Origin of the sequence: Streptomyces sp. NPDC002773, from assembly GCF_040295605.1 — a bacterium.
In the GTDB taxonomy this organism is placed as follows: Bacteria; Actinomycetota; Actinomycetes; order Streptomycetales; family Streptomycetaceae; genus Streptomyces.
In genome coordinates, this window is sequence record NZ_JBEOVO010000020.1 from 119,175 (window position 1) to 130,195 (window position 11,021).

The 11,021-nt window shown below is 75.2% G+C and carries 10 protein-coding genes; 3 read left to right on the forward strand and 7 right to left on the reverse strand.

Features of this window, described 5'->3' with window-relative positions; all coding sequences use genetic code 11:
• Window positions 1-73 precede the first annotated feature (73 nt).
• From ABT034_RS23535 to ABT034_RS23565, 7 genes are all read right to left on the reverse strand, one after another.
• Window positions 74-1,765, reverse strand: coding sequence for an acetate--CoA ligase (locus ABT034_RS23535; RefSeq protein ID WP_351218274.1), 1,692 nt, complete (start codon window positions 1,763-1,765; stop codon window positions 74-76).
• Window positions 1,762-5,046, reverse strand: a complete 3,285-nt coding sequence (locus ABT034_RS23540) for an FAD/NAD(P)-binding protein (protein WP_351218276.1) — start codon at window positions 5,044-5,046, stop codon at window positions 1,762-1,764. The genes ABT034_RS23535 and ABT034_RS23540 overlap by 4 nt, the downstream gene beginning before the upstream one ends.
• Complete coding sequence (locus tag ABT034_RS23545) at window positions 5,043-5,516, reverse strand: cobalamin B12-binding domain-containing protein (RefSeq protein ID WP_351218278.1); 474 nt, start codon at window positions 5,514-5,516, stop codon at window positions 5,043-5,045. The genes ABT034_RS23540 and ABT034_RS23545 overlap by 4 nt, the downstream gene beginning before the upstream one ends.
• A 313-nt stretch (window positions 5,517-5,829) precedes the next feature.
• Window positions 5,830-6,255: a cupin domain-containing protein gene (locus ABT034_RS23550; protein ID WP_351218280.1), complete on the reverse strand. Its 426-nt coding sequence runs from the start codon at window positions 6,253-6,255 to the stop codon at window positions 5,830-5,832.
• Window positions 6,248-7,159: a sulfurtransferase gene (locus ABT034_RS23555; RefSeq protein ID WP_351218282.1), complete on the reverse strand. Its 912-nt coding sequence runs from the start codon at window positions 7,157-7,159 to the stop codon at window positions 6,248-6,250. The genes ABT034_RS23550 and ABT034_RS23555 overlap by 8 nt, the downstream gene beginning before the upstream one ends.
• A 58-nt stretch (window positions 7,160-7,217) precedes the next feature.
• Complete coding sequence (locus tag ABT034_RS23560; protein WP_351218284.1) at window positions 7,218-7,757, reverse strand: HPP family protein; 540 nt, start codon at window positions 7,755-7,757, stop codon at window positions 7,218-7,220.
• A gap of 152 nt (window positions 7,758-7,909) precedes the next feature.
• Window positions 7,910-9,460, reverse strand: coding sequence for a vanadium-dependent haloperoxidase (locus ABT034_RS23565; protein WP_351218286.1), 1,551 nt, complete (start codon window positions 9,458-9,460; stop codon window positions 7,910-7,912).
• A gap of 331 nt (window positions 9,461-9,791) precedes the next feature.
• Between ABT034_RS23565 and ABT034_RS23570 the strand changes: the two genes are divergently transcribed.
• The 3 genes from ABT034_RS23570 to ABT034_RS23580 all read left to right on the forward strand — a co-directional run bounded on the left by ABT034_RS23570 (window position 9,792) and on the right by ABT034_RS23580 (window position 10,915).
• A complete protein-coding gene (locus ABT034_RS23570; protein ID WP_351218288.1) occupies window positions 9,792-10,361 on the forward strand; it encodes a DoxX family protein in 570 nt (189 codons plus the stop codon).
• A gap of 93 nt (window positions 10,362-10,454) precedes the next feature.
• Window positions 10,455-10,682 (forward strand): hypothetical protein, encoded by a 228-nt coding sequence (locus tag ABT034_RS23575; RefSeq protein ID WP_351218290.1) that lies wholly within the window; start codon window positions 10,455-10,457, stop codon window positions 10,680-10,682.
• Window positions 10,683-10,741: 59 nt separating this feature from the next.
• Window positions 10,742-10,915, forward strand: a complete 174-nt coding sequence (locus ABT034_RS23580; protein WP_351218292.1) for a CsbD family protein — start codon at window positions 10,742-10,744, stop codon at window positions 10,913-10,915.
• Window positions 10,916-11,021: the final 106 nt, after the last annotated feature.

Consider the following 11,021-nt stretch of genomic DNA (forward strand, 5'->3'; position numbering starts at 1 on the left):
CCGGGGGCGGCTCGCGGGCCCGGGGCCTGCCGCCCCGGACGGCTCCTGGCCCCGTCCCCGCCCCGCGGGCCCGTCAGACGTTCGGGCGTAGTTCGCCGCGGCGTACCTTGCCCGAGCGGGTGCGGGGGAGGTGGGCGATCACCTCGACGCCGCGCGGTACGAAGACCGGCGCGAGCCGGTCCGCGGCGAGGGCCAGGAGCTCCGCGGCGACGCGCCCGTGCTCCGGCTCGGCGCCCGCCGCCGTCCGCAGTTCGACGACCGCGTACGGCGCGAGGCCGCCCTCCGGGTCCTCGCACGGCACCACCGCCGCGTCGGCCACCTCCGGGTGGGTGCGCAGGACCGCCTCGATCTCCATCGGGGAGACCCGGTGGCCGTACGACTTGAAGACCTCGTCCATCCGGCCGAGCAGCCGGATCGAGCCGTCCGCGCACCGCTCGCCCCGGTCCCCCGTGCGGTACAGACCGCCGGCGAAGGCCTCGGCCGTGCGCTCGGGCAGCCCGGCGTACCCGAGCATCAGGCCGGGTGGACGTTCCGTCAGGTCCACGCAGACCTCCCCGCTCCCGCCCGTCTCCCCCGTCTCCGGGTCGCGCAGCACGATCCGGTACCCGGGGAGCGGGTGCCCGAGCGGGGCGAGCGGTTCCGGGGTGCCGGGGGCGCGGCCGATGAGCGCGGTCGCCTCCGTCTGGCCGTAGCCGTCCCGTACCCGTACCCCCCACGCGGTCTCGATCCGCTCCACCGTCTCGGCCGTCAGGGGCTCCCCCGCCGCCGTCGCCTCGCGCAGCGCCGGGGCGTCCGCGCCACCGGTCACGTACGGGAGGAGGGAGCGCCAGGCGCTCGGGGGCGCGCAGAAGCTCGTGACGCCGTGCGCGGCGAGGACGCCGGGCAGGACGGCGGGCGGGAGGCCGCCGTCCGGGGGCGCGAGGACCGTGGCCTCCGCCGCCCAGGGCACGAAGAAGCTGGACCAGGAGTGCTTGGCCCAGCCGGGCGCGGAGAGGTTGAGGTGGCGGTCGCCGGGGCGCAGTCCGCTCCAGTACAGGCTGGAGAGGTGCCCGACGCCGTACCCGGCGTGGCTGTGCTCGACGAGCTTGGGCAGGGAGGTCGTCCCGGAGGTGAAGTAGCAGAAGGACGGGTCGGCGGCCCGGGTCGGCCCGTCCGGGACGAACCGGGGCCGTCCGGGACGGCGGGTGTCGGGGTACGGGACCCAGCCCGCCCGGCCCTCGACGCCGGGTGCCATCCGCAGCCCCGGCACCGGCAACCCGTCGAGCAGTTCGGCGGGTTCGGGCGCGGCGACCACGTGCCGGACGGCGCCCCTCGTGATCCGGTCGGCCGCCTCCGCGCGGGTCAGGTCCTGGTAGCAGGGGACGACGACGGCGCCGAGCTTGATGCAGCCGAGCAGGGTCTCCCACAGCTCGGCGCGGGTGCCGAGCAGGATCAGGACGCGGTCTCCGCGTACGACTCCGAGGTCGCGCAGGGCCGTCGCCAACGCGTCGGACCGGGCGGCGAGTTCGGCGAAGGTCAGCCGGTCGACGACGGGGACACCGCCGTCCGGCCCCGGGTGGCCGAGGAGTTCGAGGGCCGGTCGGTCGTTGCCCTCGGCGATGACGTCGAACCAGTCGAGGGCCCAGTTGAAGTGCTCGGCCCGCGGCCACCGGAAGGCGGCGCAGGCCGCCTCACGGTCGCCGCGCAGCCGCAGCAGCCCGTCCCGCGCGGCCCGGTACTCCTCGTGGGCGGCGGACGGGCGGTCCGTACGGCCGGCGACGCTCACCGCGCACCGCCGGCCAGCGCCTCCGCGACGGCGTCCGCGTCGCGGGTGAAGGAGCCCCACGGGCCGGGCCGGCCGCTGCCCACCTGGGTGAACCAGCGGGTGTGCTCGCTGGGGATGCCGAGCACATGGGTGGTGGCGTCCACCGTGCCGTCCGCCCGTACCGGATGGAACGGCGAGTCGGTGCAGTCGAGGCCGCCGGTGGCGAACTCCCCCGCGCCGTCGGCCGCGTTGGTGAAGGTGCGGATCTCGCCGTCCACCATCAGGCCGCGGATCAGCGGGTCCCGGTCGGCCGCGAGGTCGGTGCCGGGTACCCGGGCGTCCACGACGACGTCGAGCGGGACCCAGGAGTTCTCCACCTGGGCCGACTCCACCGCGAACCGCCCCTCGACGGCATCGGCGCCGAACCGGGCGCCGGGGCCGACCGGTTCGAGGACCCCGGCCGCGAGCAGCGCGAGGAACTGCTCGGAGCGCAGCGGCGGGGGCCCGGTGGAGACCATCGCCGCGACCGGGGCGAACTCGGTGAGGAACCAGCGGTGGGACGCGGGGGTGAGCCCGGCGAAGTCGACCACGGTACGGATGGTCTGCCGGACGTCCCGCAGGACGTCGGCGGCCGCTTTCAGAGGGCCGTCGGTGTTGCCCTGGCGGGCCTCGAACAGGTCGGCGCGCAGCCATTCGGTGAGCACCTTGTGGTACTCGGCCGGGGAGCCGAAGCGGCGGCCGCCGAACGGGCGGGCGAGCGCGTCGAGGCCGGTGAGCGCCCGGGAGTCGATCCGGTACGCGGCGGCGAGCCGTTCCAGGATCCGCAGATCCGGCCGGTCGACCCGGTCGACCCGGTCGGGTCGGTCGGGCCGGTCGGGCCGGTCGACCCGGTCGGGCCGGTCCGCGAGGGCCTGCGTCCCCCGCTCGGTGAACTCGTCGGCCGCTTCGGGGCCGTGGACCTGGCGGATCCGGGTGGCGAGGAGGACGAGGTTGACCTCCGCGAGCAGCCAGGGCAGCACCTCCCGCTCGAAGTCGAGCGGCGCGGCCTCGGCGCGGAGGGCGGCCATCCGTTCGGCGGTGAAGAGCCGGGCTCGGTAGCGGTGTTCGGGGCCCTTCTGGTTGGCGCCCCGGGTGAGCAGGGGCACACCCCCGCGTGAACCCGCGTGGATGCGGGGCTCCTTGCCGCTCGGCAGGTAGAGCAGGCCGTCGCAGCCCTCGGTGAAGGTACCGCCGCGGCCGAGGGTGAGCTCGGTGAGGATGTCGTAGAAGGTGAGCCCCATGCCGAGGATGCCGACGCGCGCGCCTGCCGGTATCTCCGCGAGCGGCATCTCGTTCGCGGAGCCGCCCGCGATGTAGCGGACGGGGCGGGCGGGGGTGCTGTGTTCGCGGGCGAACCGCTTCCAGGCGCGCTGGTCCGCGTCCAGCTCGTTGACCGGGTGCCCGGTGGCGAGGAGCACCCGGTCGACGGTGAGGACGTCCCCGCGGTCCAGCCGCAGCCGGTGCGGGGCCGCGTCCTGCCCGCGCTCGCCGGGCGCGCGGTCGGCGCAGATCACCCGGGCGGGGACGCGGTGGACGGTGAGCCCGTGCGGCAGGGTCTCCTCGATCCGCCGCATGACGTACGTCAGGTAGCGGCCGTAGACGGCCCGGGGCGCGTACCCCTCGGGCTCCGCGCCCGCCGGGTCGTCCTCGGCCCACCACGCGCCGAGGCTTGGCCCGGCGCCCGGCCGGTGCGGTCCGTCGTCGGCGGGCCCGGAGAACATGGTCACCTCCTGCGCCGGGGTGTTCATCAGGAACCAGGGCGACTGGTCCGTCCGCCAGATCCGTCCGGCCCCCGCCTCGTACGGATCCACCGCGAACACCTCGATCGGCCGCGCGGGCGGCCGGGCGGCGCAGCGGGCCGCGAGCCGCTCCAGTACGGAGAGGCCGCGCGGGCCCATCCCGACGAACGCGATCCGCAGCGGCGCCGCGGACGGCGCCGGGAGCTCGCGGGGCGCCGGCTCGGGCGGCGGGTTCGCCGCCGCCGCCCGGTCGTGCTCACGGGCGACCCGGCCGAGCATGCCGGAGAGCTGGCGCGAGGTCATCGGAACGGTCCTCCTGCTGGTGGTGAGCAGCGGCAGCGCGCCCAGGTCCGTCCACTGCAGGCGCCCGTCCGGTGCGACGGTGGACCGGACGGCGCCCCGGTTGTCGGGATGCAGGCAGAACGGCACGTCGAGGAGGCCCCGGTCGAAGGCCTTCAGGAGGGCGACGCCGAGGTCGTCGGAGAGCGCGAGGACGGCGGTGACCAGGGCGCGGGCCTCGGCGAGGATCTCCTCCGCGTCGGCCTCGCCGGTGGCCCCCGCCCCCGGGTGCGGGCCGCGCGGGGCGGTGCGGGCCGCGTCGGCGGCGATCCGCAGGGCGGTCAGGTTCTCCTCGACGGTCGGGATGCGGTGCGCCTCGGTCTCGGTCTTCACGATGAGGCGCTGCGCCCCGCCGCGTACGGCGAGTTCGGCGCTGCGGCGCAGCAGCATCCGGGCGCCGGGCACCGTCTTCGGGTAGACGCCCATGTACGTGTAGAGCACGAGGTGGCGGTCGACGGACGGCGGCAGGAACTCGTCGGCGAGCAGCCGCAGCGCGGTGAGGGCGCCGGTGTCCTGGGCGGGGTGGGTCTGCTGGGCGTAACTGAGGGAGACGCTCGTCGCCCCGTTGGCCGTGAAGAAGAGGCATTCCAGCACCGAGACGGCGACGAGCAGCGAGGGCGGGCAGAGCTGGCCGAGGAGGCAGCCGCCGAAGGATTCGAGGTGGGCCCTGCGGCCGTGCGCGCGGCTCTCCTCGGTGAGGAACTGGACGGAGTCGCGCCAGGCGGCGACGGATTCGGCCAGCGGGGTACGCCCGTAGGGCAGGCAGTACGAGACGGGGCCGCCCTCGGAGGCGGCGAGCCCGGCGGCGGCCATGGTGCGGAAGATCGCCATCGGGTCGGCGGAGCCGTGCCGGACCTGGACGGGAGCGGCGCGTCCGGCCGCGGCCGCGACCCGCGCGGTGGTCCTGGGGCCGTGGCTGACCAGCGGGAACCCGTTGAGGGGCCGGCCGGCGCGCAGGGCGGCGGTGGCGGCGGCGTGGTCGCCCACGCGGGTGTAGCTGTCGATGGTGAGGGTGGCGACGGTCCGCTCGGGCAGCGCGGCGACGGCGGCGACTCCGCCGGCCATGTCCTCGGGCCCGACCATGCCCATCCGGGGCTGGACGACCAGTTCGCCGGCCTCGGCCGACTCCTGGACGAAGGCGCCGAGATCGCCGGGGGCGAGCGGGGGCGGGGCGGAGGTCGTCAAGCCGCGGCCCGCCCGGTACACGCGCCGCCCAGGCCGGCGAGCCTGCTGAGCAGGGCGGTGGGCGGGGTGCCGTCCGCGTACACCTCGTCGTATCCGGCGCCGAGGAGTTCGGCGGTACGGGTCGCGGCGCCCTCGGGGGAGATGCCGAGGAGCCCGCCGATGACCATCGGGACGGACCGGGTCTTGCGGTCGGCGCGCAGGGCGCGGGCGGCGCGCAGCCCGTCCTGGTGGCCGTGGCCGTTGACGGAGGAGAGGACGACGAGGTCGGGGCTGGTCATCCGGGCGGTGTCGACGAGCAGCTGCTCGGGGACGCAGGGCCCCAGGTTGAGCACCGAGTGCCCGTGCTCCTCCAGGAACAGCTGGAGGTGGACCAGGTTCCAGGTGTGGGCGTCGGAGGAACCGGTGGTGAGCAGCACCCGGCGGGAGGGCTCGGGACTGCGCAGGGGCTGAGGCCGTACGGACGGGGTCATGACGTCTCTCTCCGGAAGGGTGCGGACGGGCGGGAGTACGGAAGGGCCTCGTACGGGCGCGCACGGCACACGGGACATGCCGAAGATCGCGGGGACTACGGGGCGCGGGCTCAGGGGTACGAACGGAGACCGCGGGGACTACGGGGTCGCGGGCTCATGGGCACGTACCGAGACCGCTGGGACTGTGCGGGATGCGGGGCGCGCCCGCGCTCGGGGCGCGCCGGGGTGGCCGGGCCCGTGCGGGGTGCGCCCGCGCTCGGGCGCGGGCCGAAGCCGCCGGGACCGCACCGGGCCCGGTGGCCTCGTGTCGGGCTCAGGCGGCGGGCGTTCCGGCGCCGACGCCGGTGGTGATCTCGCCGGTCCCGGGGGTCCGGGGCGCGGCGGGGCGGGCGCGGACGGCGAGGACCGTGCAGCCCTCGGCGCTGGACATCTGGTGCCGGGTGCCGGGCTCCTCGACGACGAGGTCGCCGCGGTGGAAGCGGCGTCCGTCGCTGTGGTCGAGGGTGCCGTCGAGGACGAGCATCAGCTCGTGGCCCAGGTGCTCGTGGAAGTCGCCGTGCGCGCCGGCCGGGAACCGCAGCAGCAGCGAGGCGGAGTCCTCGTCCCCGGCCGGGTCGGGGCCCCACAGCACGACGTACTCGACGCCGACGCGGCCGGGTTCCGCCCAGGGCACCCAGGGCAGGTCGGTCTGGTCGAAGCCGTCGCGGAGCACGTTGCGGAAGACGGTGACGTCAGGCATGGGCGCGGACCTCCGATGCGGCGTCGCGCTGGGCGACGATGGACGGGATGCCGTCGGGGCCCCAGGCCTTGGGGCCGTTGACGATGGGGGCGCCGATGAGGGAGCCGAACTCGCGCCAGGCTCCGTCGTAGTTGCGGATGTCGGGGAGCCCGAGGAGTTCCCGCAGGACGAACCAGCTGTGGGCGGAGCGCCAGCCGACCCGGCAGTAGACGACGGTCGGGACGTCGGTGCGGACACCGGCGTAGGCGCGGGCGAGCTCCTCGTCGGCGCGGAACGTGCCGTCGGCGTGGACGGCGGTGTGCCAGGGGATGTGCTCGGCGGACAGCGCGTGCCCGCAGCGCACACCGAGGTCCTCGGGCACGCCGGGCGGGGTGTTGCTCTGCCCGAGGTACTCCTCCGTCGAGCGGACGTCGAGGAGCTGGTGGCGTCCGATGTGGTCGAGCATGTCCTCGCGGCGGGCGCGGATCGTCTCGTCGACGGACGGTACGGGGTACGTGGTCGCCGGCCGTTCGGGTACGTCCTGGGTGAGGGGCGCGCCGAGCGCCTCCCAGCGGAGCCGGCCGCCGTCGAGGATGCGCAGCTCCCGGTGGCCGTACAGCCGGAACTGCCAGTATCCGGCGGCGGCCCACCAGTTGTTGTTGCCGCTGAGGAGGACGACGGTGTGGTCGGCGGATATGCCGTGGCGGCCGAGGAGTGCGGCGAAGGCCTCGGGGCCGATGAGGTCCCGGCGTACCGGGTCCTGGAGGTCGCCGGTCCAGTCGAGGCGGACGGAGCCGGGGATGCGGCCCAGGGTGCTGCCGCCGTCGGTGATCTCGACGAGGACCGTGTTCTCGTCCCCGGCCGCGGGGGTCCGAAGCTGTTCGGTGATTCGCTCGCAGCTGACGAGCAGTCGGTCTCGGTTCACGGGCGCTCCGTTGAGGGTGAGGGAAACGGATGGGGTCGGTCGCCGCCGGTGGGCGGGGTCACCACCAGTACGTCGGGTACGTGCCGATCACGCCGAGGCGGGAGGCGAGCAGGCCGACGAGGACAAGCAGGGCGCTGCCGACGGCGAGCAGGACGAGGAAGCTCAGGGGGGCGGGGTCCTGGAGGACGGCGAGGACGGCGGTGGCGGCGGCGGGGGCGTGGACGGCCCGCAGCAGCAGCATGAGGCCGACGCTGAGTCCGGCGGCGACGGCGGCCACCCATAGGGAGTCGCCGAACAGGGCGACGGCCGCGATCCCGAGGACGCCGGAGCCGACCTGGCCGAGCATCACGCCCCGGGGCTGGGCCGGGGGCAGTACCGGGGTGCTGCAGATGATCATGGCGGTGGCGGCGAGCGGGGCGATCATCAGGAGCTGCCCTGCGGCCTCGCCGAGGGCGACCAGGATCACCAGGGACACGACGGTGGCGAGGGTGCCGAGGGCGGCGGGCCGGCCGCCGGGGAAGGGCGGGGCTCCGCCCGCCCAGCGGCTGCGGGCGGGCGGGGTCGCCGCGCCCGCGGGGGTCTGGGTCTGGTTGCTCACGGGGTTCTCTCCTTGGCGGGGCGGGGCGGGGCAGGCCGGGACGGCGGGGTGCGGCGGGAGCGGAGGCGGCGGAGGCGGTGGTGCGCTGGCCGGTGCCGGGACGGCACGGCACGGCACGGCGCAGCACGGCGCCGGGTCGCTCCCGTCGGCGGTCAGCGGTGGGTGCCGCCGAAGTAGCGCATGGCCTGGCGGTGTACGACCCTGCCGATGCGGTGGCCCATCTCGATGCCGGGCTCGTTGTCGAAGCTCCAGTGCATGCCGCCGTAGACCCGGGAGATGCCGGCCTGCCGGGCGGCCTCGCTGAAGGTGGGCCAGTGCAGGACGACGTCGGTGCGCGGGGTGAGGCCGGGCTCGACGGTGGAGGCGCCCGCCTTGAAGCGGTACGAGTCGCCGAAGGAGTCCGAGCCGGTGAAGCGGCGCAGGAACTCGGCGGCGGCGCCGGAGAAGGTGCTGTGTCCCGAGACGGTGGCCGGGAACGGCGGGACGGCCACGTACGCCTGCCAGTCGAGGCCGTCCATGGTGACGGTGCCCTGGCCGGGGCCGCCCCAGGAGCGGATCTGCCGGCCGCGCCGGTCGAACGGGATGAGGGTGGAGGGCCGCGCGAAGTCGTAGTCGCGCTTGACCGCCCAGGAGCCGATGGCGGCGTCGCACTCGGCCATGTTGAGGCCGAAGAATATCTGCGCGTCCTCGTCGACGCCGTGGCCGTCGCGGGCGGAGACGTACCGTCCCCACATCTGCTGGGCGCCGGGCGGGGTGACGTCGTCGTTGAGCCAGAACTCGGCGATGACCTTCTGCTCGTCCGTCAGGTTGGCGCTGATGTCGAGGACTTCCTCGATGGCGGCGGTCATCCGGACGGAGGGGTACGGCGGCGGGGCGGCGACCGTGAACTGGTCGGGGCTCGTCAGGGCGAAGGGCTTCGTCACCGCGAACTGCGGGGTGAGGCAGCGCTGCGTCCTGCCGCCGACGATCAGCGGGGTCCAGTGCGCCGGGTCCGTGACCGTGGCCGGGTCGAAGGCGCCGGCGACCTGCGGGGTGTTGCGCGGTTGGTAACCGGTGGTGTCGGCGTACGCGGGGGTGCCGAGCTGGTTGGCGCCGTCGTCGTGCCGGTAGTCGAGGACGGCCTGCGCGGTGCGGCGGCCGATCCAGGCGGGGCTGTTGCGGCGCGGGTTCGTGAGCTCGGGGTCGTGGCCGAGGGAGCGCAGCATGTTGTCGACGGCGACCTTGTACTCGGGGTACAGGTCGAGCAGGGCGAGGTGGGCCGCGTAGCTGATGGCCTCGTTCTTGTTGTCGAGGGTGCGCTCGGAGCGCGGCCGGCGGAGCGCGCCGCCGAAGCGGGTGCCGACGGCACAGCGGTCGTAGCAGGCCCAGGCGTCGTAGATCGCGTTGTGGATGATCGCGAGGGCGCGGGCGTTGACGGTGGCGGGGCCGAAGCGGTTGCCGGCGGCCTGGTAGCGGCCGAGGATCGCGTCCATCGCGGCCTGGTTCCAGCGGATGACGACACTGGGGTCGGCGACCGCCCCGGGGGCACGGCGGCCGGTGCGGGTCTCCGCCTCGAAGCTGGTGGGGACGGCCCATGCCGCGGCGCCGGGCAGGGCGAGCGCCCCGGCCGCGGCGAAGGACGTGGTGAGTACCCGGCGCCGGGTGAGGGCGGTGCGGGCCGCGGGGGTGGTGGTGGAGGCGGGGGCGGCGGGTCGGTGGGACATCCGTGGATTCCTTCGCATGGTGCCGGGAGCGGATGGACGCGGTCCGGGTCCGTGGATCAAACACAAACTCGAACAGTGCTCAGGCTGGCGAGATTTGATCGCGTCCGGCAACGCCCGATCGACTTCTTCCATCGCAGGTATGCAAGGAAGCGATGGGCGTCGCGGGGGTGCTCGGGAGGTGGTTAGCGTGACCCCACGGCGTCCGCCCCTCCTGCCGTGATTTCGGCGCGATCCGAGCGGTCCGCCGCCCGGCTCCGCCCCACTCGGCCTCGATCCGCCCCGCCCGGCCCCGCCCGGCCCCCGCGTCGACTCGTGATGGAGATGCCCGCGCATGACCGTTTCCTCCCAGGTGATACCTGCCGCCACGACCTCCGCCCCGGGGGCGCCCGCGCCGGGCCCCGGCCCGTCGGCACCCCTCGGCCTCTTCGACCGGCTCGCGCCCCGGCTCCACCAGTACGGTCTCGGCGCGCTCCGGGCCGGCCTCGGCGGAGTCTTCGTCTGGTTCGGGGTGCTCAAGGTCATCGGGCTCAGCCCGGCGGCCGCGCTCGTCGTCGCGGTGGTGCCGTTCCCGGCCGGGAGCTGGTTCGTGCCCGCGCTCGGCTGGGGCGAGGTGGCGCTCGGCCTCTGGCTGGTGTCGGGGCGCGCCCGGGCGGTCGCCCTGCCGGTGCTCGCCGCCCACCTCTGCGGCACCTTCGCGGTACTCGTCCTCACGCCGTCGGTGGCGTTCGCCCACGCCAATCCGCTGCTGCTCACGCTGGTGGGCGAGTTCGTCGTCAAGAACGTGGTGCTGCTCGCGGGCGTGGTGGTGGTGACGACCCGCCCCGGCCGCCCGACCCGTCCGGTCCGCCCGACCCGCCCCGGCCGCCCGGCCGCACCTCGGGAGCTGCCCGAAAGGTCCTGAGACACGGCGTTTCGGCCGGGCGTCGGCGGGCAGCAGCACCTCGTGCCACCGGCGGCGACCGGGGCGCGTACCAGCGGCGTCAGGGAGAGGACCATGAGCCACCACGACAGGCACGGCAGCGAGCAGGACCGTCGGCAGGAGCCCCCGCGGACCACACCGTCCGGGGCCGAGGGCGAGGCGGGTGACGCGGAGGCCAGGCGCCAGGCGGAGGAGGCGACGCTGCGCCGGGAGGAGTCGTCGGCGGAGGACGCGCACGGCAGCTCCGCCAAGCGGCAGGGTCCGGGCATCGGCCGCGAGGAGCAGCGCAAGCCGCACCCGTGAGTATGTGCGGGAATCCAGGGAAGTCGCACGGGTAAGAGAGACAGACCAGGAGGTGTCGGATGTCCGCCGGTAAGAAGGCGAAGAACGCCGCAGAGACCGCCAAGGGCAAGGCCAAGGAGGCCACGGGCAAGGCCGTGGGCAACGAGAGCCTGGAGATGAAGGGCCGCGCCGAGCAGGCCAAGGGCGACGCCAAGCAGACGGCGCAGAAGGCCAAGGACACGCTCAAGCACTGAAGCGCGTCAGGTCACGTGGCAGGTCACGCGGAGGCGGCCGGCGACCGGGTCGTACTGGTCGAACTTGGTGCCCGCCACGTGGTACGTCTTGAAGGTCGGGTAGATG

Bases quoted from the DNA above. Each gene is read 5' to 3' on its own strand.
- ABT034_RS23545 (WP_351218278.1), bottom strand. From the start codon at position 5,516: ATGACCCCGTCCGTACGGCCTCAGCCCCTGCGCAGTCCCGAGCCCTCC.
- ABT034_RS23550 (WP_351218280.1), bottom strand. From the start codon at position 6,255: ATGCCTGACGTCACCGTCTTCCGCAACGTGCTCCGCGACGGCTTCGAC.
- ABT034_RS23565 (WP_351218286.1), bottom strand. From the start codon at position 9,460: ATGTCCCACCGACCCGCCGCCCCCGCCTCCACCACCACCCCCGCGGCC.
- ABT034_RS23570 (WP_351218288.1), top strand. From the start codon at position 9,792: ATGACCGTTTCCTCCCAGGTGATACCTGCCGCCACGACCTCCGCCCCG.
- ABT034_RS23575 (WP_351218290.1), top strand. From the start codon at position 10,455: ATGAGCCACCACGACAGGCACGGCAGCGAGCAGGACCGTCGGCAGGAG.
- ABT034_RS23580 (WP_351218292.1), top strand. From the start codon at position 10,742: ATGTCCGCCGGTAAGAAGGCGAAGAACGCCGCAGAGACCGCCAAGGGC.